Genomic DNA, 20,218 nt, shown 5'->3' with positions numbered 1-20,218 from the left:
CGCGGGCTAAGGCTTCCTATGGCTGAGGCCGACGATCGTGAGCGCCAGCCCGGCCACCCCCACGAAGGAGGCTCCGGCCGCTGTTCCCGCGGCCATCAGCTCGGCCTTGGTGTCCACGAGAACCAGGATCGCCACGAACAAGGCCACGATGGCCGCTACGCCGAGGGCGAGCGTCACATGCCAGCGACTGTCCATCCCGCCTACCTCCGTTGGGGAGCACGCCGTTTCGAGTGGCGTGTCTGCGAAGCATGCTCGGCCCGCGCAACGGGTGTGAGGGCGAGCGGGTGTGAATAGCTGCGCTGCTACTGACCGGTACGTTGTCAGTTTACGGCCCCTGACCAGGGTGATCGTGGTTATTGACGTTGGTGCCAGCGTGTCTTGATGAAAGCGGCCTTGCCGGTGGCGGACACGCCGTCAAGCTGGGCTCGGGAACGGCTCCGCCAGGTCGAGGAGGAGCGCCGGGCGCGTGACGCCCAACGGACGGAGAGATCGTTCACCACGACGTGTTTCCGGAGCTGTGCGCTATTTCCGGGCATACCCCAGGACGTGCGTCAATCGCGGCACCCCCGGCTGGGGCGCGAACCCGAACGTGTCGGCCTCGACGACCTCGAACCCGGCCCGCCGGATCGCCCGGAGCGTGTCCCGGTTCGGGCGGCAGCCGCCCGCGACCCGCCGCCACACCGGCGTCACGATGTCCGCCAGCAGGCCGAACGCCGGGTTGGCCGGCCGTACGTGCTCGTAGAACCGCAACTGCCCCCCGGGCCTGAGCACCCGGGCGGCCTCCGCCAGGGCCCGCGCCTGCGACGGCACCGAGCACAGCACCAGCGACACCACCACGACATCGAAGGCACCGTCGTCGGCGGGCAGCTCCTCGGCGTGCCCGGACACCACCGACACCGGCACCGGCGCCGACGCGGCCTGCGCCCCGGCCAGCTCGCGCAGCGTGTCCTCCGGCTCCACGGCCACGACCTGCGTGACCGCCGGCGGGTAGTGGGCGAAGTTGCGGCCGTTGCCGGCCCCGACCTCGATCACCCGCCCCTCGGCCCCGGCCAGCAGCCGCCGCCGGTGCTCGTAGGCGCCCCGCCGGTCCACGAGCTCGGCCACCCGGGCGTACGCCTGGGCGAAGCGCGGATGCTGGAAATCGGCCTGTCGCGTCATCGAATCCCCTCGGAACGGCTCTTTCCAGCATGCCTCACCACGAGATCACTTCTTCGCGGCCTTGCCGATGACCTTGGCGACCAGCTTGCTCGCGTGCTCGACCGCCTTGATCCCCGCCCCCAGCGAGTGATGCCGGCGCGAGATGACGGCGATCAGGTACGTACGCCCCCGCTCCCGTACCCGTCCGATGCTGTTGACCGTCCACCGCCCCCCGTCGCGCTCCCGCGGCAGCCACCCGTTCTTGACCTCCACGCCCCCGCCGGCCGCGCTCACGCCCCATGCCTGCTCCGGCGCCACGTTCCTCATCAGCCCCAGCACGTAGCGACGGTGCCGGGGCGACAGCGGGCTGTCGGCCGACACCAGCGCGTCAAGCAGCCGTACCTGATCGGCGGCGCTCGTCGTGGTCGACCCCCACGAGCCGCCGGGCCCCGGACGCGTGTCGCGCAGCCCGAGCTTCTTGTTGGCCGCGGCCAGCCCCGAGGCGCCCCCGATCGCCGCCCACAACCGGGACGCGGCGCCGTTGTCGCTGACCTTGATCGCCTGCGCTGCCGCCCGCTTCTCCCAACCCGCGGGCCTGCGGCGCTCCCGCTGGGCCCGGAGCAGCAGCGCCACCACGATGTTCACCTTGACGATGCTGGCCGTGGCCGTCCTGAGGCCGCGGTTGTAGGAGTAGGACAGCCCGGACGACAGCTCCCGCACCGACACGGAGAGATCGCCCGGCAGGTCGCCGAGGTAGCGGTCGAGCGAACGGGTCAGCCCCTTCCTGTACGAGGGCCGCTTGGGCGCGGGCTGCTTCGCCGGCTCCGGAGCGGACGCGACGGCGACGGGGGCGGGGGCGAGGAGGATGGGCACGGACGCGGGCACGGGCGCGGACGCGGACTGAGGAACGCCGCTCGACGCGAAGAGAGCCAGCGCCGCGAGCGCACTCGCCAGAGCGACCCGCCGACGCAGCCACGCTCCCGGCTTCGCGGGCGACCGCGCCCCGGGCTTCGCGGGTGACCGCGCTCCGAGCCTCCCGGGCAGCCACGTTCCGGGCTTCGCGGGCAGCCACGTCCCGAGCCTCCTCGGCAGCCGCGCACCGAGCTTCGCGGGCAGCACGCCGCCCTACCCGCGCGCAGAGCGGAAAGCAGGCAGGAAAGGGGATATGTCGTGCCATGCCATGAAATGCATGGCAGGCAGCATTCCTGTCCCGGTGTTTCCACGGTGTTAGCCGGGGCTGGAGGGCAGGGAGGGCGTAGCCGTGGGGTGACGGGTTCGTGAGAGCCGGAGCCCGAAGCGGAGGGGGGCGCTAGATTTTTCGCGAGGCTGGATGCGGCGGTCACATCGATCGCGGCCGGGTGCCATGTGGGGGTGGAGCGATGGCCGCTGAGCTGGCCACGTTGGTCGGTGAGCTGTCACCGTACGTGACGGCCGCCGTGGGTGCGTACGGGGCCGCGGTGCTGGCACGGGCGCACGAGGAGGTGGCCGACGTCACGGTGGGGTGGGGACGGCGCATGCTCCAGCAGATCTTCGGCGTGCGGCCGGACGAGGACGAGGTTCCGGAGACGGTCATCGAGCTGGCGCAGGCTCCGGACGATCCCGATCTTCAGGCGGCGTTGCGGGTGCAGATCCGCAGGGTGCTGGCGGCGGACGAGGAACTGGCGGCGCGGCTGCGTGCCATGCTCGCGGAGGCGCGGGCCGAGACGGCCGGCACGGGCACCGCGACCGTGACCGCGTCAGGCGAGCGGTCGGTGGCGATCGGGCGCGACAACAGCGGCACGATCGTCACGGGCGATCACTCGACCGGCTTCAACCGCTGACCGTACGGTGAACGGCGCTGTGCACAGCACGGAGTGCGGCGCGGTGAACGGCGCGGTGGGCGGCGCGGTGAACGGTGCGGTGGGCGGTGCAGAGGGCGTCGAGAACCCGGCCGAGGTAGCCATGCCGGGGCGCGCGGCGTCCTCGATGACCTGAGGCAGGACCGGCGACGGCGAGGCGGCCCGGACCAGGCCGCCGTACTCATGGTGAGGGGCGGAGGTGATGCGTCCCGCCGGCGAGCCATCATCGGCGGCCCCGTCCAGAGGGCTATGGCTCGCCGGCGGGCACCTCCGCCCCTCCGGCCCCTGGGAGTGAGGACCGGCGTCGCGAGGAGCGCCATGGGCAGGTGGAGAACCTCGCTGGCAAAGCGACCCTAACCCCGCCCACGCCGCCCGTTCTGCGGAGGATTACGCAGAACGCGACTCCCATGCCGCCAGGATGGCCGCCTCCTTCTCCGCGTCCATGCCGTGCCGGTTGGTCCTGCCGTAGCTGCGCTTGTCCTCCGGGATCTCGCGCAGCCACGCCCACGTGTCGCGCACCGTCTCCGCCACCGGCCGGGTACGCAGCCCGGCCGCCTCGGCCTTGGCCGTCGGGACGCTCCAGAAGTTGTCCCTGACCTCCGACGGCGGGCTCCACAGCGGCAGCTCCACGAACGCCCCCGCCTCCCGCTCCACCAGGAACGCGTCGTCCACCCACACGAACTGCGCGCCGGACCCCGTGGCCGACGCGCAGGCGGCCAGCCAGGAGCCGTACGTCGTCTCGCCCGCCGGGCCCGTCACCAGGAAGCCGCCGGACGTGCCGAGCGCGGCCTGGTCGAGGGTGAAGGCCGCCACGTCGCGCGCGTCCACGAGCTGCAGGGGAGCGGACGGGTCGCCGGGCGCCAGCACCTTGCCGGCCCGGGAGATCCTGGTCAGCCACCACGGCAGCCTGGCCACGTCCTCGTGCGGCCCGAGGATGACGCCGGGCCGCACGATCAGGGCGTTGCCGTCGAACCCCTGCTCGACCGCCCGCTCGCAGCCCGCCTTGAGCACGCCGTAGTCGCCGTCGTCGGGCCCCGCGTCCGGCGCGCACGCCCAGCCCGGAGCCTCCTCCGCGGCCGGCTTGGCGGGGAAGCCGTCGACCGCCGAGACGCTGGACACGAACGCGTACGTGGCCGCCCGCCCCGACAGCACCCGCACCGACTCGCCCACCACCCGGGGCACGTAACCGCAGGTGTCGACCACGAAGTCCCACGAGCGGCCCGCGGCCAGCCGCGCCAGGTCCGCGCGGACCTCACGGTCGCCGCGCACCGCCTCCACGCCGGGCACGTCGGCCCCGCTGCGGCCCCTGTTGAACGTCGTCACCTCATGCCCCCGGGCCAGCGCCGCCTCCACGACGGCGCGCCCCAGGAACCCCGAACCACCCATGACCAGAACCTTCATGGGCTCAATCCTCGCTCGTGACCATCCTGCGCTCGAACGTCTTCACGGAGAGCGTAGGACGCAGCGGCGGCACCATGTGCACCCTGGCCGAGCCGATGTCGAAGTACAGCCCGACCAGCTCCAGCTTGCCCGCGCGCACCTGCTCGTCGACCTTCCGGTACGTGCGCAGGTTCTCCAGCTGCTGCTGCACGTTGACCCGGCACAGCACGTCCAGCGCCCCGGCGTGCAGCCGGTCGCCCTCGGTCTCGATGAACGTGGCCAGGCTGTGGTCCCCGTGCCGCAGCCACCTGCGCAGCCCCGGCAGGCTGCCCGCCTGCACCCCGCCGCTCAGCACCCCGGCCATCGCGCCGCAGCCCGAGTGCCCGCACACCGTGATCGTGTGCACGCCCAGCACCTGCGTGGCGTACTCGATCGCCGCCACCACCGAGTCGTCGTGCGGCTCCGAGCCCTTGCGCGGCACCAGGTTGCCGATGTTGCGCACGGTGAACAGGTCGCCGGGCCCGCTCGCCGTGATCAGGCTGGGCATGATCCGGGAGTCGGCGCACGTGATGAACAGGTGCGACGGCTGCTGCTTGCGGGCCAGCTCGGTGAAGATGGGCCGGACGAGCGGCGCCGTGTGCCGGTGGTACTCGCGCGCCCCCGCCGTGAGCAGGCACTCAGAGGCGCCGTCGGGCGATACGGTGACCGGCTCCACCTCGCGGCGCCGGTGCGCCCACGGCAGCCACCAGCGGTCCGGCGCCTTCGGCGGCGACTTGGCGGGGAACATGCGCGCCCCGCTGGCCGCCAGCGCGTACCACTCGTCGTGCAGCTCGTCGATGACCACCGTGCCGCCCATCCGCTCGTGGTCCAGCCGCCACGAATGGATGGCCTCGAAGGCGCCGTTGTCCATGAAGTCGATGTTCAGGTCGAGGTCCACGGTCGCGCCGGCGGGGATCGTCCGCAGCTCGTGCGTCAGCCTCGGCACGCCCAGGAACGTCAGCGAACCCGAGATCGTCACGTGCAGCCGGCCGTCGCGGTCCTCCCGCTTGAGCACCGTCACCCAGGTCAGGCGGCGCAGCGCGAGCAGCGCGGCCAGCGCCAGCCCCGCCAGCACCCCCTCGGCCAGCCCGATCAGGATCACGGCGGCCATCGTCACCACGTACACCGGCACCTCGCCGTGCCCGTGCACCTTCCTGATGTGACCCAGGTTCACCATCTGCACGCCGATGAGCACCAGCAGCGCGGCCAGCGCCTCCAGCGGGATCAGCGTGATCGTCCAGCCGAAACCGAGCGCGAACACCAGCACCCACACCCCGTGCAGGATCGTCGACCAGCGGGTACGGGCGCCCGCCTGCACGTTCGCGGTGCTGCGCACGATCACCCCGGCGACGGGCAGGCCGCCGAGCGCGCCGGTGACCATGTTGGCCACGCCCTGACCGGTGAGCTCCTGGTCGAGGTCCGCCCGGCGCCCGCCGTGCATCCCGTCGATCGCCACCGAGCACAGCAGCGACTCGCAGCCGGCCAGCAGCGCCACCAGCAGCACCGAGGACACCACCAGATGCCAGTCGCCCTGCGGCAGCACCGGGAAGGCCCACTCGGTGAAGCTGCCGGACAGGTCCACCCGCGTGACGTCCCAGCCGAACGCCCACGCCGTGACCGCCGCCGCGGCCAGCGCCGCCAGCGGCGCCGGGACCACCTTGATCCGTTTGGGGAGCCGGGTCCACAACGCCAGGACGGTGATCGTGAGGATGCCGACGGCCACCTTGTGCCCGTGGAGGTCGGCGATCTGGCCGGGCAGCTCCATCACGTTCGCGATGGCCGACTTTTGCGAGCTGCCGCCCAGCACCACATGGAGCTGGGAGAGGGCGATGATGATGCCGACGGCCGCCAGCATGCCGTGGATCACGGCCGGCGAGACCGCCAGCGCCGCCCTGGCGGCCTTGAACACCCCCAGCACGAGTTGTACGGCCCCTGCCAGCAGGGTGATCATGCATGTGGCGCGCCAGCCGTACGTGTGCACGAGGTCCACGACCACCAGGGACAGACCGGCGGCGGGACCGCTCACCTGGACGGCCGAGCCGCCCAGCGCACCTGCGACGATGCCGCCCACCACGGCGGCGATCAATCCGGCTGCCAGCGGCGCTCCGGAGGCCATCGCGATGCCCAGGGAGAGGGGCACCGCGATGAGGAAGACCACGAGCGAGGCTGGCACATCATGCCGGAGGGTGCTCATCCAGCTACTCTGCGTGTCGCGGAACATGGAGCAAACCCTATTGCTCCGACGTCCTCGCTTTAAGGGGGCGTCGCGCTGGTTTTACGCATTAATGGTTGCTGAAGATCACCGATAGTAGTCGTGCGGAAGGTCCTGCTGCTCCGGGCCACGCCGGTGGTTGCCGCGGCCGTTGGCCGGCGGCTGCGAGGGCTGGCCCGGCCAGGTCCCGTGCGCGCCGTTGGCCGCCGACGGCGGCTCGGGCCAGGCCGCGGGGCTGGTCGTGATGTCGCCGGTCTCGTACGCGCCCGCGGCGAACGGGGAGGCCGGCGGCACGGGCGGCGTGGGGGCCGACAGCACGTCGTAGTTGGAGACCGCCCGCCCGGGCACGGTCGGCGTGCCGGAGGCGGGGGAGGGGCCGGTGAGCGCGTCGGAGTCGTCGGCCACGGCCCAGCCGGCGCGCACCTCGTACGTGGCGGGGTAGGACGAGCGGCCGGCGGGCTGCTCGAAGGCCGGCCACGAGCTCGCCCCTCCGTAAGGCGTGGAGGGGGCGGGGGCCGGGTCGTCGAGGATGTCGGCCGAGGCCGCCCAGGAGCCGGACGTGGTGCCCGCGGGCTGCTGGGTCCAGGTGGTCTCGAGCGGGTCGGCCGCGCCGCCGCTGTACGCGGGGAACGGGTCGCTCGTCGGCGCGCCGTGGATGGCCGCGGGAGCGGCCGGGAAGTTGCCGCTGGAGGTCGGGCTCACCGCGGGGAAGGAGCCGCTGCCGTTCGCCGCGGCCGGGTAGGCGCTGTTGGACGAGACCGAGTTGGACGGGACCGCGTTGGAGGAGACGGAGTTGGAGGAGACGGAGGCGGGCCTGGGCGAGGGGGACGGCTCGGGGCGGGTGGGGGCGGGCACCGGCTGGGCGCCCGCGCCGAGGATGCTCAGCACGTCGGCCGTCGGCGCCGCGAACGTCACGGTGCGCTGGTCGGCCAGATCGGACTGGCTGGGGGTGCGCTTCTGCGGCTCGACCAGGTCGGCGAGGTTGGCCGACGCGGCGGCGGGCTGGCGCTGCGGCAGGGGGGCCTGGACGGTGGCCGCGTTGGGGTCGACGCCGGTGGAGGCGGCGGTGGAGGCGGCAGCGGGCCGCGGCTTTGCGGCGCGCCCGGAACGTTTGGCGGGGCGCTCAGCGGGACGCTCGGCCTCGGCGGCGGCGGGGCGCTCGCGCTCGACCGGGCGGGAGGCGGCCTTCCTGGCGGCCACGGTGCCCCCGGCGCCGAACTCGCCCTCCTCCGCATCGCTGCGGATGTTCGCCCAGAACTCCTCGTCATCGTCGTCATTGGTGGGGTTGCCCCACTCGTCGACGCCACGCCTGCCACGCTGACCGGTGCGCACCGGTTTGGGCTTGACCTCATCGATGGGACTGAAGTCCGGGCTGAAATTGGCCATCCGCGGCTCGTGCGCCGCGAACTGGTCCGTCGAACGAGTCTGTGTCTGCTCCTCCTTCTCGGCCATCTCCTTCAGCCGTTCTGGAGGAAGCGAGCTCTCCCTGCGGTTCATCGAGCGCATGCCCAGTGCCACGACGACGAGCACGAGGAGCACGACAGCGACCAAGCTCACTACGACCGCGATCATTGCACCACCCTCAAAGCCATGGCCTCCCTCTGGCACCGATGAGATCGCGCGGCCATCGACGCGATCTGCCCCCTTTGATCACCAGTGCCTAACAATTGGATCTGATTGTGTCGGACCACTATGAGAGTTGTCACACCCTACGTGAATAATTGGTACACCGGCACTACCTGCCGTGTTCGGCCTCTCACTGGATGTACACCGCCGTGAGACGGCCGCGGGCGATGGTCTGCTCCGCGATCTTCTTCAGGACCGCGGGCAGCGGGGAGCCCGCCGCGAGACCTACCTTGCCGTTCAGCGTGTACACCGTGAACCGATAGCTGGCGTCCTTCTCGCAAGGAGGCTCGTAACCCACCCTGCCGCTGGTGACCCTCGCCTGCCCCGTGCCCTCTGGAGGGTCGGCGGCGGCGTTGGGGCCCAGCTCGGTCGTGGTCGCCGGGATGTCGTAGAGCACCCAGTGCACCGCCGACTTGGCGGACGTGTGGCTGTCGACCACGATGGCGATCGACTTGGCCCCCGGCAGTGGCTGGCTGGACCAGCGCAGTGGCGGGCTGCCCTGGTCGCTCCCGCAGGAGTACTCGCTGGGCAGCGGCTTGCCCTCGCGCAGCTCAGGACTCGTGACGTTCATCTCGGCGATGTCCTGAGCCTGGGATCTGCCGATGAAGCTGAGGCTGCCGCAACCCGACAGGGACAACGCGACAGCCGCCGCCGTCACACTGACAGCCAAGCGTCGCATGCGCGATGCCGCGTTACACAGCCCCATGCCGGATGATGCTACGCGGCTCTCGGCGGTGCGCAGACCGTTTCTCGATGGTCGGTGGTCGGTAAAGGATCCGAAAAGCCCGAGAATGCGGGCATTCGTGTAGTGAGCTTGGCCACATCGGCGCCCGCTCAAGCGCTCTCGTCGCCCGGATCCGCCCCCACCGGGGATGTGTCGCCCGCCTGCTGCTATGCGATGGCGCGCAGGGGCGGGAACGCGGGCGGCCACCCCAACGAAACGGACATAGGTTTCGGACCGGCGGACCCGCAAAAACCAGGTGCGCCAGATCGTGGTTTCGAGTAAAAGAGGCGACCGCGCGGGCCCCTGTATGCGGACGGCGGCTGCCACGTTGCGTGAGGCGCTCGCGCAGTGGTGCGGTCACGACGCGCTGGCCGAACCTGGCTGGCACGTACGTGGCGCCGCCGACGTGGCCAAGCTCGACAGCCTGCGGCCGGCCGCCATCGAGCATGGCACCGAGGCCGAGCCGGGAGTCGGCAGACACGCCGGGACGGCCCGCGGATCTTTGCCCGCCCCGCCGGGCGGAAATCCGCCGGCCCGCTCCTTTCCCGGCCCGCTGGCAGATCGCCTGCCGGGTTCGCGCCATAAGCTGGCCTTGTGACGTCAATGGGCGCTCTGCGTGATCCGGCGAACCGCGTCTCGCCCAAAGCCATCCGGATGTGGCTGCTGGAGTCGCTGGTCGCCTTCGTGTTCTTCCTGGGAGGCTCGCTGCTCGTGTCGCGGTGGCTCGACGGGAGCGAGTGGTCGTGGGTGCCGAGGTGGCTGGCCGAGGACGCGTGGCTGCTGCCCGTCGCGGTCATGGCGGTGACGCTGCCGTTCCTGGTGGCCGAGCCGTTCGTACGGTACTTCGTACATCGCTGGGAGCTTTCTGGGGACGTCGTCTACGCCAGGTCGGGATTCCTGACCAGGGAGTGGGTGTTCGTGCCTGTGAGCCGCATCCAGACCGTCGACAAGGGGCAGGGGTGGTTCGAGCGGCTGCTCGGGCTGGCCACGCTGGACATCCGCACGGCCTCCCACGCCGGGTCCTCGACGATCAAGGGGCTCGACTACCGGGTGGCGGCGGAGCTGGCCGAGCAGCTCGCGCGCCGGGCGGAAGAGCTCAGGGACGACGCCACATGACCGAACCCCGCCCCGACGACCCCGCACCGGCCCCGCCGGACGGCGGCTGGGCCCCGCCCACGCCGCCCCCTCCTCCGGCCGGCGGCGAGCGGCCCGCGCCGCCAGGAGGCCCGGTACATGGCCACGAGGGAGGGTTCCCCACGCACGGGGCACCGCCACCTGGGCCCGGCGGACCGCATCCCGGAGCCGGCGGACCCCACCCCGGGCCTGGGCCGGTCGGACCGCATCCTGGGCCCGGCGGGGGGCATCCTGGGACAGGCGGGCCGCATCCTTCGGGCGGGCCGCATCCTGGGGCGGGCGGGCCGTATCCGGGGCCTGGGGGGCCGTTTCCCTGGCCGCCGCCTGTGGCGCGGGCACCCCAGCGGCTCAGCCCGAAAGTGCTGCTCATCGACCCCGTGCGGATGCTGCCCTCACTCCTCCTCCCCCTGGTCGGGGTCCTGTTCGTGGGCGGCTTCTCGGCAAGGTCGTACGCCTACGCGGCCGTCGGCGTCTTCGCCGCCGTGGTGTTCGCGACAGTCAGGTGGGCCACCTTCACGTACGAGATCGTCGGCGACCGTCTGGAGACCAAGCGCTCGCTGATCAGCCGCTCCGTCCGTACCATCCCGCTGGAACGCATCCGCGGCGTCGACGTCTCCAACCCGCCCATGCACCGCCTGCTCGGCCTGACCATCCTCAAGATCGACACAGGGGCGAGCGGCGACGAGGAAGAGGCCAAGCTCGCCGGCGTCTCCCTGGACGAGGCCGAACGCCTCAAGGCGCTCCTGCTGCGCCGCACGGCCGAACCCGCCGAGGACGCGCACGTCCCCGACGCCGCCGCCGAGCGGCCGATCATCGGCGTGCCGCGCAAATGGCTCCTGTACGGGCCGCTGTCCGGCGCGTACCTGCTCACCCCCTTCGCCTTCGTCGGCGGTGCGATCGGGCTGGCCTTCCAGTGGGGGGACGACCTGGGGCTCAGCCAGGACGACGCCCTGAGCGCGGGGGAGTGGCTCTGGGGGCACCCCTACCTCCTGATCGCCGTGGCGGTACTTCTCGTGCTGGCGATGCCGTTCGCGGGCGGGCTGATGTACGCGGTCTTCAACTGGGACTTCGTGCTCAAGCGCCGCGACGGCTACCTGGTGGCCGAGCGCGGGCTGATCAACCGGCGCAGCGTGTCGCTGGAGTCGAAGCGGGTGCGCGGCTACGAGATCGTGGACGGCCTGGCAGAACGGTGGGCCGGGGTCGTACGCGTGTGGGCCATCGTGACGGGGCTCGGCGACTCGGAGACGCGCGGGCAGCTCCTGCCCGACGTGCCGCGGACGATCGCGTTCCAGGTGACCGGCGACGCGATCGGCCCCTACGACGCCGCCCTCCGCCCTCACCCGCCCGTGGCCCGCAGGCGCCGCCTGTTCCGGGCCGTCTTCCCCTGGCTGGTGCTGGCCGCCGCGAGCGCCGCCGTCCTCTGGGCCACCGGGGGCGCCCTCTGGTGGGTCCTGCTGGTGCTGGCGCTGCTCCTGGCCGGTGGTGGGGTGCCGCTGGGGCTCGACAGGTACGCCTCGCTGGGGCACGGCTACGACGGCGGACGCCTGGCGGTGCGGTCGGGGTCGCTGCGGCGGGCCCAGGCCGTGGTCGAACGCCGGGCCGTGGTGGGGTGGCGGCTGCGGCAGACCTGGTTCCAGCGGCAGGCGGGGGTGCTCACGCTGATCGCCGGGGTCGGGGCCGGCAAGGGGGGTTATGCGGCGATCGACGTCGCCGAGGCGCAGGGGGTGGAGTTCGCCGCGGAGGTGACGCCCGAGTGGCTGGCGCCGTTCCTGGAGCGCCGCGAGTCTTGACGGGCTCGGCCTGACACGGCTTTCGGCGGACTCCGGCCGGTCGCTCTCGGACGGGTGCGGGGCGGCCATGGAGGGGTTTCCCGGCGCGCGGCCGCTGCGTGCCCGGGGGGTTACGGCGTGCTCAGTGGTGTCGTCTCCTGTGGTCAGTCCTGGCGGCGGGCGCCGAACATGATCTCGTCCCAGGTCGGTACGGACGCCCGGCGACCCCTCGAACCCTTGCGCGCCTGACGCGCGGCCGGGGCGGGCGGCGGAGACGGCACCGGCACGGGCGGCTCCTCCTTGCCCTCGTCCTTGCCCGCCCGCGCCGCCGGCACCGCGGGTGCGGGCTTCGGCTTGGGCGCGGGAGGCTTGCTCTCCTGGACGGGTTCCGGCTGCGTCGCCTTCTTCTCGGGCGCGGCCGGCTTCTCGGCGGCCGGCGCGGGCTCGGGGACGGCGGGCTTCTCGGGGACGACCGGCTCCGGCTCGGCCTCCACGGCCTGCTCGGTGGCGGTCGCGGTCGCCTGCTCGGCCACCGCCGGTTGCTCGGCGACGGTCGCCGTCGCCTCTTCGGACGCGGACTCCTCGGTCGTGGACTCCTCTGCCGGGGCTTCCTCGGCCGCGGTGGATGCGGGCTCAGAGGCGGCGGTGGCCTGGGACTCGGCGGCCGGGGCCGTGGTGGTCTGGGCCGTGGTGGCGTCACCGCCCGCGACGGCCTCCGCCTTCTCGACGGATTCCGTCTGCGCAGCCGGTTGCGTGCTTGCGGAGACTTGCGTGCTCGCGGCCAGTTCAGGGCTGGCGGCGAGTTCGGGGTCGCCGGCCGGTGTGGAGCTCGTGGCCGATGCGGGGCTGCTGCCCGGCGCGGAACTGGCCGCCGGCACGGAGCCGGCTGCCGGTGCGGAGTTCTCACCCGGTGCGGGGCTCGCCGACGGTGCTGGGCTCGCCGCTGGTGCTGGGCTTGGGACCGGCTCGGCCTTGGGCGCCTCGGCCTGCGCAGCGGGGGCCTCCGCCACCTGCGGCTGGCTCGACGTGGCGGTCGCCGCCTGCGGCTGGGCCGGGGCGGCAGTTGCCGCTGCGGGCTCCGCAACGGCTGCCGGCTCCTTGGCTGTTTCCGCGCCGGCGACGGCCGGGGCCGTGTCAGTGACTGCCGTGTCGGCGACCGCGGCGGCGGAAGCTGCCGGGGCCGCCTCGGCGGGCGACGGAGGTGCCGCGGCCTGCGACGCGGTGACCTGGGCGTCTGCGGCGCTCGACGCGGCGACCTGGGTGTCTTCGGCACCCGATGCGGCGGCCGGGCTCGGTGCGGTGGCCGCGGCGTCGGACGTGACGGCGGTGCCCGCTGCTTCCGTCGCGGGCAATGCCCCGGCGACGGTCGCCTCGGCGGCGGTGCTCGTCTGCGAGGTCGCCTCGGCGGCGGTGCTCGCCTGGGTGGATGCCTCGGGAGCGCTGCTCGTCTGGGACGATGCCTCGGGAGTAGTGCTCGCCTGGGTGGATGCCTCGGAAGCGGTGCTTGTCTGGGACGACGCTTCGGCGGCGGTGCCCGGCGTGGCGGCCTGGTGCGAACCGGCGGTGGCCGTGGGCGCGTCCGGCTGGACGGAGGACAGCGCGGCAGGGCCCGGCTCGGTGGCGGCGGGGGCCGGAGCGGCGGGCGAGTTGAGGTCGGCGACAGGCGCGCCGGCCGCCTCCGCAGCGGTGGCGGCCACCTCGGCGTGCGGAGCTTCCGGCCTGGCCGGGGCCGCCGGCGCCGGAGGCGTCTGAAGCCCGGCGACCGGACCGGTGCCGGAGGCAGGTTGCGCGACGGGCTCCGCCGTGGGGCCGGCCTGAGTGGCGGGCGCGGTGAGCGGCCCGGCCGTGGGGCCGGCCTGAGTGGCGGGCGCGGTGAGCGGCCCGGCCGCGGGGCCGGCGTGGGTGGCGGGTGCGGAGACCGGCCTGGCCGCGGGTGCGGGCTCCTCGGCTACCGGCTGCACCGCCGGCCGGGAGTCCGGGCGGGTGTCGGGGCGGGAGTCCGGGCGGGATGGCGGTGGGGTGGCCGGGGCGTAGATGGACTCGTGCTCCGCCCGTCCCGACCCGAAGTCGGGCAGCCATGGCGAAGACCCGCCGCGGCGGGACGAGGTGTCGCCGGGGCGGGTGTAGCCGGTTTCGCGGGCGGGCGGTTCGGGCCGGAAGGGCTCGCGTGACGGAGGTTCTTCTCTGCCCGGCGGGTCGAAGGGCGCCTCGCGCGAGGGCGGGTAGGCCGTCTCCGAGGAGGTGAAGGGTTCGGGCTCGCCCCGCACCACCGAAGGGAAGGGCAGCGCGTCGGAGGAGGGGAGCGGCGGCACCGGCTGCAGCTTGGCCACCCGCGGCGCGAACGGCGTCACCGTGGTGTCCTCCACCACGGCGGGCTCGGGGTCGAAGTCGGCGGCCGACAGGCGCATGGCCTCGTCGTCGTGCGGGGTGACGTGCCGCTTGCGCGGGTCGAAGAGCCATTCGGCGTGGCGGGTGTGACCGTTCCAGACGTAGCCGAGCTTGACCCGCCACAGGCCGTCGTCGCGCTTGGCGCTGTCCCAGTCGATCTCGTCGGTGGGCACGCCGCGCCTGGTCAGCCGCTCCGCGACGAGCTCGCCGAGCGTGGGTCCCGGGGCGGACTCGCCCGGCATGCGGACGGCGACGCGCTGCGCCTGCTGGGCGACGTACTCCCGTTCCTGGAGCACCGGCCCCTCGAACCAGCGGACTCGTTCGACCGGGATCCCGGCGGTCGCGGCGATCTCCTCTGCCGTTTCTCCGGCTCGGATGCGGGCCTGGATCTCCTTGGGGCGCAACGGACTCTCCACTTCGATCTCGTACTGGCCGAGACGGGAGAAGTTGCCGCGGACGGCAGCACGGAGCCGGTCGTCCACGGGAAGCGTGAAGCGCGTACCCCGTCCGGCAGTAGCCAGCACGAGGTAGGTGCCGTCCTCACTCACCGCGACGAGTCGGAGCTCCTGCATGCGAGTCCCTTCGTCAGCGTCGCCATTCTTCCCCCGGACCCTTGAGTCTCTCGCGTGTGCCGGTTGCCTGCCAGCACCGTACCCGGCATGTCCGAACATCGCCTTCCTGGGATAGCCCCGGGGCGATGTGACGCCGGTCACATTTGAGCTATCCATCCCTCTAGAGCCCGCCGTTGCGTACCAGGAGGTTATTTGGCCTCGACGGGTTCTGGCGAATCGCGCCTCGGGCCGTGGTGCAGTCCAGCCAGGCGGAAAGGGTGGCGGGGTCGGCGTCCGGATGACGTTCGAGGTGGCGGGCGGCGGCGCCGGCGAGGTGCGGGGCGTGGGCGGAGAACGCCCGGCCGTCCGGGGTGAGCCGGCAGGCGCCGCCGTTGGCGGCGCCGATGACGAACACGCCCGAGCGTACGAGGGAACGCGCGGACCTGGCGAGGGCGGGGGAGTCGGCGCCGTCGGTCGGCAGGAGCGCCACGGAGGGGCCGCGGGCGTGCCGGTGGATCCAGTCGAGCCCCGCCAGCATGTCGGCCAGCGTGCCGGAGCCGCCGCAGCCGAGCACCCGTACGGAGGCGATGCCCGCCTTCGGGGCGACGGCGTGGGCGCGGGCGGCGACGCGCGTGCCGTGACGGCCGCAGGCGCGCCCGGTGCCGCCGGTGGCGTCGAAGGCGCGCCAGGCCCGGTCGCCGAACTCGGCGCGGCGGATCGCGACGCCGCTGTCCAGGACGTACACGGTGGTACCCGCGCCGCCGGCCCGCACCGAGGGCGGGCGTTCCGGGGCGCGCACGGCCATGGGATGGAGCTGGCGGTCCGGCTCGATGGTGCGCACCCGCGGGTCGGCGCGCAGCTCGTCCAGCTCGGAGGCGGTGAGGAAGGTGGCGAATCCCGGCAGCGCCGAGGTGTAGTAGCGGCGCACCCGCCAGCGCACCTCGCCGACGAGGTCGCGGGCGGCCTTCCGGTCGCGCGCGGTGACGATGTAGGGCCGGGCGGGCTCCGGATGGTCGGGGTGCAGGGAGAGTCCCGCGGCGGGTGTCATGGCGAGAGGGGCGGCGGTCGCCGCGGCGGTTGCCACGGCCGCGGCGAGGTACACGGAGGGCAGGCCGAGTCGTCGGGGCACGATCGGCAAGGATGCCTGTCACGCAGGTCACAGGAACAACGGGACACGCACTCGCGTCTATTCACGAGACAGGTCTTTACCGAACGCGGGGCAAGGAAGGACTGATCCGGGGGATGAGCGGCGAGCAGCGGAAGTTCGAGCTGAGCATGCCGCAGATCCTGGGCAGCGCGCTGGCCGCGGTCACCGCGGCGGTGGCGGCGTCGTACCTGGGCGTGGCCGGAACGGTGATCGGCGCGGCGGTGGTCAGCGTCGCCAGCACGGTGGCCACGGCCGTCTACACGCACTATCTCAAGCAGACGGGAGAGCGGGTCAAGCAGCGCACACCGCTGGTCGTCCGGCGGGAGGAGCCGCAGGAGGAGCGGGCGGAGGACCAGCCAGAGGAGCGGGTGGAGCACCGGGAGGGCGGGGACGTCACCCTGGTGATGCCCGCCGTGCGCCCCGCCCCGTCGAGGTGGCGGCTGCCGTGGCTGAAGGTCGGCGCGGCGGCGGCGCTGGTGTTCGGGGTGAGCATGGGCAGCATCCTGGTCTACCAGGCGGCCGCCCAGCAGACCGTGCACGAGCAGGTCACGGGCAGGACTCCGGCGAAGGCGCAGCAGAAGCAGCAGGAGGAGGAGCGCGCGCCGGCCCCGCGGGAGACCGGTACGCAGGCGCCGCCCGCGTACACGGATCCCCGGGCCACCCCGGAGGACACGCCGGAGGCCGTTCCGACGCCGACCCCCACGCCCACCAGGACCGTCAGCCCCACCCCTGAGCCGACGCCCACCCCGGCGCCCACCCCGTCGGACACGGTGGAGCCGTCGCAGGAGGCCACGCCCAGCGCGCCGCCCGTGCACGAGGAGCCCGACGTGGTGGAGGAGGCGCCGTCGCGCGACACCGAGCGGGCCGAGCCGGAGTACGGCACGCCGCCGGGTTAGGCGCCCAGCACGGTGTCCAGGTAGGCGTTGGCGAACAGGCGGCCGGGGTCCAGGCGGTCGCGCAGGGCGACGAAGTCCGCGAAGCGCGGGTAGACCTTGGCGAGGTAGGCGGCGTCGCGGGTGTGCAGCTTGCCCCAGTGGGGGCGGCCGTCGAGGCGGGTCATGATCTCCTCGACGCCCTCGAAGTAGGCGGGGTTCGGCGTCGGACGGTAGATGTGGCAGGCGACGTACGCCGACGGCCGCCCGTACGCGGTGGACAGCCACGCGTCGCTGGGCGGCGTCACCCGCACCTCCACCGGGAAGGTGATCTTCCAGTCCATCCGCTCGACCAGGTCGCGCGTCTCGCGCAGCGCCTGGGCCAGGCGCTCGCGCGGCACGGCGTACTCCATCTCCAGGAAGCGCACGTCCCGCCGCGCGGTGAACGCCCTGTACGACACGTCCACCGACGCGGAGTCCCCGAGCGCCGCCGCGCTGAGCTCGTTGATCCGCGGGATCAGGGTGGGCACGCGGGCCCCGAGCGCGCAGGCCGCGCCGAAGAGGGTGTTCTCCAGGAAGACGGTGTCCAGCCAGCGGCGGAACGGGGCGGGCGGGTCGGCCGGTCCAGGGCTGCGGTTGTTGGTCTTGACCAGGCACGCCTCGGTGTGCGGCAGCCAGAAGAAGTCCAGGTGCTCGTTGGCGGTGGTCAGCTCGTCGAGCGTGCCGAGGATGTCGCCGAGCGGGAGCCTGCGCCGCCGGTTGTGCAGCAGGAACGCGGGCTCCACGCGTAAGGTGACCGCGGTCAGGATGCCGAGCGCGCCGAGCCCCACCCGGGCGGCGTCGAAGAGGTCCTCGCCCGGGGCGACGGTGGCCACGGTGCCGTCGGCCAGCACCAGCTCCAGCTCGGTGACCTGGTCGGCGAGGCCGCCGCTGTCACGGCCGGTGCCGTGGGTGCCGGTCTGGACGGCGCCCGCGACGGTCTGCTCGGTGATGTCGCCCATGTTCGCCAGGGCAAGGCCGCGCCGGGCGAGCAGCTCGTTCAGCACTCGCAGGGGCGTGCCGGCCAGGACGGTGACGCGGTCGTCCGCCCAGGTCCTGATCCCGGTCAGCGCGCCGGGCCGCAGCATGATGCCGTCGGTGAGCGCCACCCCGGTGAAGGAGTGCCCCGTGCCGACCATGCGGACCCGCCGCCCGGAGGCGGCGGCGTCGCGCACGGCGCGTACGACGTCCTCGACGGAGGACGGGGCACGCACCTCGGCGGGGGTGCCCGACTGGTTGCGCGCCCAGTTCACGAAGGCCACGGGGCACCCCTTCAGAGCATCGTTCCGGCTAAACGCGAACGATACTCACTTCTCCCAGCCCTCGGGAACGGGGAAGATGTCGCCGGGCTTGAGGTCCTCGTTCTTGACCACGTCGGAGACCGTGACGAGGTGGAAGCCCTTGTTCTGCAAGGTCTTGATGAGCGCGGGCATGCCGTCGACCGTCTGCTTCACCCAGTCGTGCATGAGGATGATCGAGTTCGGCTTGGCCACGGCGAGGGTCTGCTTCTGGATGGCGTCGACGTTCTTGGAGCTCCAGTCCTGGGAGCCGGCGGTCCACAGGATCATCGGCATGCCGAACTCCGCGGCGATGTCGGAGACCTGCAGGTCGGCCATCCCGTACGGCGGGCGCAGCAGCTTGGGCTCGACGCCCGCCGCCTTCTTCACCGCGTCCTGGGTCTTCTGGATCTCGCTCCGGATCGTCCCCGCCTCGCTCTTGGTGAAGTCGGGGTGGCTGTAGCTGTGGTTGCCGAGCTCGTGGCCCTCGGCGACCATGCGCTTGACGTACTGCGGGCGGCTCTTCACGTACTGGCCCTCAAGGAAGAACGTCGCCTTCGCGTCGTACTTCTTGAGCGTGTCGAGCAGCGTTCCCGCATACTTGCCCGGCCCGTCGTCGAAGGTCAGCGCGATGCACTTGACCTGCTCGCAATCCACGGGCTCCTTCTTCGGAGCCTGCGCGAAGGCCGGCGCCGGAGCAAGGGTCACGCAAACAGCCGCGATAGCTAGAAGTGAACTGATTTGTCGGGACATAACTAGTGCTTCCAGTGTGATGGGTGTTGCGAGGGATGTCCCGACCGTAGCGGATCAGCTCCGCGAGGGTGAAGGAGCCTCGGGAAGTCTCAGCAAACCCGAACCTCCGATGCCCACGATCACGGCGACGGCCGCCGCGGCGATGGAGAACACGTACGCGTCGGAGGCCCCGTACGTCTCGGTGAGCTGCCCGCCCGCCCAGGAGCCGAGCGCCACGCCGAGCGTGATCGCGGTCGAGATCCACGCCATGCCCTCGGTGAGCAGCGACTGCGGCACCAGCCGCTCGGTGAGGGAGAAGCAGGTGATGAGCGTCGGCGAGATGGCGAACCCCGCCAGGAACAGCGCCGCCGCCATGATGCCCGTGGTGTCGATGAACAGGATCGGCAGGAGCCCCACCACGAACAGGGCCAGCGCGCGCACGAACCGCGCGCGCAGCGAGATCCGCCAGCTCCGGGAGCCGAACCAGAGCCCCGACACCATCGACCCGCCCGCGAACGAGGCCAGCAGGAACCCCGAGGCCCACTTGACCCCCTGCTCCTCGGCGAAGGCCACCGTGATCAGGTCCACGGAGCCGAAGATCGCGCCCAGCGCCAGGGAGACGGCGGCCAGCAGGGCGACGGCGGGGATCAGGATCGGCGTGCCCCCCGACGACCTGACCAGCTGCACGGGCGGCTGGGTGCGCCGCTGCGCGGCCAGCGCCAGGGAGCCTGCCAGCATGCAGACCAGCGCCACGATCAGGCCGGCGTAGGGGTTCACGGTGGTGGCCAGCACCGTGACCAGCGCGGGCCCGGTGACGAAGACGACCTCGTCGGCCACCGACTCGAACGCGAAGGCGGCGTGCAGCCGGTCCGTGCCGCCGTGGATGACCGACCAGCGGGCCCGCACCATGGAGCCGAGCGACAGCGAGGTGGCGCCGATGACCAGCCCCGAGGCGTACAGCGTCCACTCGGGCAGGCCGGACCCGGCGGAGAGCATGAGGGCCGCCAGCGCCAGCGCGTTGACGACGGCGAACGGGGGGATCACCCGGCCCTGCCCGAACCTGTCGGCGAGCCGGCCCGACAGCGGGGCGGCGGCGGCGAAGGCCAGGTTGGAGGCGGCTCCGACGGCGCCGGCGGTGGCGTAGTTGTCGGTCAGCGCGGTGATCAGCAGGATGACGCCGATGCCGAGCATCGACATCGGCATCCGGCCGACGAGCCCCGCCAGCACGAACCCCTTCGTCCCGGGCCTCTCGAACAACCCCCGGTAAGGCCCGACCACGCTGTTTCCCCCTTACTCAAGCAGCTAACCATTGCGCACATATGTCTGGATCGCAAGTGGTTTCGGGCTGGCGTG

At 72.8% G+C, this 20,218-nt stretch carries 17 protein-coding genes; 5 read left to right on the top strand and 12 right to left on the bottom strand.

The window, feature by feature from the left end; genetic code table 11:
* Nucleotides 1-6: 6 nt before the first annotated feature.
* From ACBJ32_RS15975 to ACBJ32_RS15965, 3 genes are all read right to left on the bottom strand, one after another.
* Nucleotides 7-195 (bottom strand): hypothetical protein, encoded by a 189-nt coding sequence (locus tag ACBJ32_RS15975; protein WP_225267930.1) that lies wholly within the window; start codon nucleotides 193-195, stop codon nucleotides 7-9.
* Between the two features lie 327 nt (nucleotides 196-522).
* On the bottom strand, nucleotides 523-1,158 hold the full coding sequence (locus ACBJ32_RS15970; RefSeq protein WP_375127363.1) for a class I SAM-dependent methyltransferase: 636 nt from the start codon (nucleotides 1,156-1,158) through the stop codon (nucleotides 523-525).
* Nucleotides 1,159-1,203: 45 nt separating this feature from the next.
* The gene (locus ACBJ32_RS15965) at nucleotides 1,204-2,010 is read right to left on the bottom strand and encodes a serine hydrolase (RefSeq protein ID WP_375127362.1); all 807 of its coding nucleotides are present in this window, start codon (nucleotides 2,008-2,010) and stop codon (nucleotides 1,204-1,206) included.
* Between the two features lie 506 nt (nucleotides 2,011-2,516).
* Here ACBJ32_RS15965 and ACBJ32_RS15960 point away from each other — a divergent pair.
* Together ACBJ32_RS15960 and ACBJ32_RS15955 are read left to right on the top strand one after the other, a co-directional pair.
* Nucleotides 2,517-2,957: a hypothetical protein gene (locus ACBJ32_RS15960; RefSeq protein ID WP_375127361.1), complete on the top strand. Its 441-nt coding sequence runs from the start codon at nucleotides 2,517-2,519 to the stop codon at nucleotides 2,955-2,957.
* Between the two features lie 19 nt (nucleotides 2,958-2,976).
* Nucleotides 2,977-3,111: a hypothetical protein gene (locus ACBJ32_RS15955; protein ID WP_375127360.1), complete on the top strand. Its 135-nt coding sequence runs from the start codon at nucleotides 2,977-2,979 to the stop codon at nucleotides 3,109-3,111.
* Between the two features lie 251 nt (nucleotides 3,112-3,362).
* On the opposite strand, the gene ACBJ32_RS15950 is transcribed toward ACBJ32_RS15955, so the two are convergent.
* From ACBJ32_RS15950 to ACBJ32_RS15935, 4 genes are all read right to left on the bottom strand, one after another.
* Nucleotides 3,363-4,376 carry an NAD-dependent epimerase/dehydratase family protein gene (locus ACBJ32_RS15950; RefSeq protein WP_375127359.1) on the bottom strand — a complete coding sequence of 338 codons (1,014 nt, stop codon included), beginning with the start codon at nucleotides 4,374-4,376 and terminating at the stop codon, nucleotides 3,363-3,365.
* Nucleotides 4,377-4,380: 4 nt separating this feature from the next.
* The gene (locus tag ACBJ32_RS15945; RefSeq protein WP_375127358.1) at nucleotides 4,381-6,588 is read right to left on the bottom strand and encodes a SulP family inorganic anion transporter; all 2,208 of its coding nucleotides are present in this window, start codon (nucleotides 6,586-6,588) and stop codon (nucleotides 4,381-4,383) included.
* A gap of 105 nt (nucleotides 6,589-6,693) precedes the next feature.
* Nucleotides 6,694-8,178: a hypothetical protein gene (locus ACBJ32_RS15940; protein ID WP_375127357.1), complete on the bottom strand. Its 1,485-nt coding sequence runs from the start codon at nucleotides 8,176-8,178 to the stop codon at nucleotides 6,694-6,696.
* A gap of 184 nt (nucleotides 8,179-8,362) precedes the next feature.
* The gene (locus ACBJ32_RS15935; protein ID WP_375127356.1) at nucleotides 8,363-8,902 is read right to left on the bottom strand and encodes a YbhB/YbcL family Raf kinase inhibitor-like protein; all 540 of its coding nucleotides are present in this window, start codon (nucleotides 8,900-8,902) and stop codon (nucleotides 8,363-8,365) included.
* A gap of 657 nt (nucleotides 8,903-9,559) precedes the next feature.
* Between ACBJ32_RS15935 and ACBJ32_RS15930 the strand changes: the two genes are divergently transcribed.
* The gene (locus tag ACBJ32_RS15930) at nucleotides 9,560-10,072 is read left to right on the top strand and encodes a PH domain-containing protein (RefSeq protein ID WP_357869650.1); all 513 of its coding nucleotides are present in this window, start codon (nucleotides 9,560-9,562) and stop codon (nucleotides 10,070-10,072) included.
* Between the two features lie 344 nt (nucleotides 10,073-10,416).
* The gene (locus ACBJ32_RS15925; RefSeq protein WP_375127355.1) at nucleotides 10,417-11,880 is read left to right on the top strand and encodes a PH domain-containing protein; all 1,464 of its coding nucleotides are present in this window, start codon (nucleotides 10,417-10,419) and stop codon (nucleotides 11,878-11,880) included.
* A gap of 143 nt (nucleotides 11,881-12,023) precedes the next feature.
* On the opposite strand, the gene sepH is transcribed toward ACBJ32_RS15925, so the two are convergent.
* Nucleotides 12,024-14,819, bottom strand: coding sequence for a septation protein SepH (gene sepH, locus ACBJ32_RS15920; protein WP_375127354.1), 2,796 nt, complete (start codon nucleotides 14,817-14,819; stop codon nucleotides 12,024-12,026).
* Nucleotides 14,820-14,979: 160 nt separating this feature from the next.
* Nucleotides 14,980-15,927: a S8 family serine peptidase gene (locus tag ACBJ32_RS15915; protein ID WP_375127353.1), complete on the bottom strand. Its 948-nt coding sequence runs from the start codon at nucleotides 15,925-15,927 to the stop codon at nucleotides 14,980-14,982.
* Nucleotides 15,928-16,040: 113 nt separating this feature from the next.
* Here ACBJ32_RS15915 and ACBJ32_RS15910 point away from each other — a divergent pair, with 113 nt between their 5' ends.
* On the top strand, nucleotides 16,041-16,841 hold the full coding sequence (locus tag ACBJ32_RS15910; RefSeq protein ID WP_375127352.1) for a hypothetical protein: 801 nt from the start codon (nucleotides 16,041-16,043) through the stop codon (nucleotides 16,839-16,841).
* Here ACBJ32_RS15910 and ACBJ32_RS15905 read toward each other — a convergent pair.
* The 3 genes from ACBJ32_RS15905 to ACBJ32_RS15895 form a co-directional block, all read right to left on the bottom strand.
* Complete coding sequence (locus tag ACBJ32_RS15905; protein WP_375127351.1) at nucleotides 16,838-18,118, bottom strand: D-arabinono-1,4-lactone oxidase; 1,281 nt, start codon at nucleotides 18,116-18,118, stop codon at nucleotides 16,838-16,840. The genes ACBJ32_RS15910 and ACBJ32_RS15905 overlap by 4 nt on opposite strands.
* Nucleotides 18,119-18,163: 45 nt before the next feature.
* Nucleotides 18,164-18,790 (bottom strand): polysaccharide deacetylase family protein, encoded by a 627-nt coding sequence (locus tag ACBJ32_RS15900; protein WP_357868361.1) that lies wholly within the window; start codon nucleotides 18,788-18,790, stop codon nucleotides 18,164-18,166.
* A 150-nt stretch (nucleotides 18,791-18,940) separates the two neighbouring features.
* Complete coding sequence (locus ACBJ32_RS15895; protein WP_375127350.1) at nucleotides 18,941-20,143, bottom strand: MFS transporter; 1,203 nt, start codon at nucleotides 20,141-20,143, stop codon at nucleotides 18,941-18,943.
* Nucleotides 20,144-20,218: the final 75 nt, after the last annotated feature.

Origin of the sequence: Nonomuraea sp. GTA35 (assembly GCF_041950525.1) — a bacterium.
Lineage (GTDB): Bacteria > Actinomycetota > Actinomycetes > Streptosporangiales > Streptosporangiaceae > Nonomuraea.
Note: the sequence above shows the minus strand (reverse complement) of the source record. Positions and strands in the feature narration are given on the sequence as shown.

Coding starts and splice junctions, on each gene's coding strand:
- ACBJ32_RS15975 (WP_225267930.1), bottom strand. CDS start 195: ATGGACAGTCGCTGGCATGTGACGCTCGCCCTCGGCGTAGCGGCCATC.
- ACBJ32_RS15970 (WP_375127363.1), bottom strand. CDS start 1,158: ATGACGCGACAGGCCGATTTCCAGCATCCGCGCTTCGCCCAGGCGTAC.
- ACBJ32_RS15960 (WP_375127361.1), top strand. CDS start 2,517: ATGGCCGCTGAGCTGGCCACGTTGGTCGGTGAGCTGTCACCGTACGTG.
- ACBJ32_RS15950 (WP_375127359.1), bottom strand. CDS start 4,376: ATGAAGGTTCTGGTCATGGGTGGTTCGGGGTTCCTGGGGCGCGCCGTC.
- ACBJ32_RS15945 (WP_375127358.1), bottom strand. CDS start 6,588: ATGAGCACCCTCCGGCATGATGTGCCAGCCTCGCTCGTGGTCTTCCTC.
- ACBJ32_RS15940 (WP_375127357.1), bottom strand. CDS start 8,178: ATGATCGCGGTCGTAGTGAGCTTGGTCGCTGTCGTGCTCCTCGTGCTC.
- ACBJ32_RS15930 (WP_357869650.1), top strand. CDS start 9,560: ATGGGCGCTCTGCGTGATCCGGCGAACCGCGTCTCGCCCAAAGCCATC.
- sepH (WP_375127354.1), bottom strand. CDS start 14,819: ATGCAGGAGCTCCGACTCGTCGCGGTGAGTGAGGACGGCACCTACCTC.
- ACBJ32_RS15910 (WP_375127352.1), top strand. CDS start 16,041: ATGAGCGGCGAGCAGCGGAAGTTCGAGCTGAGCATGCCGCAGATCCTG.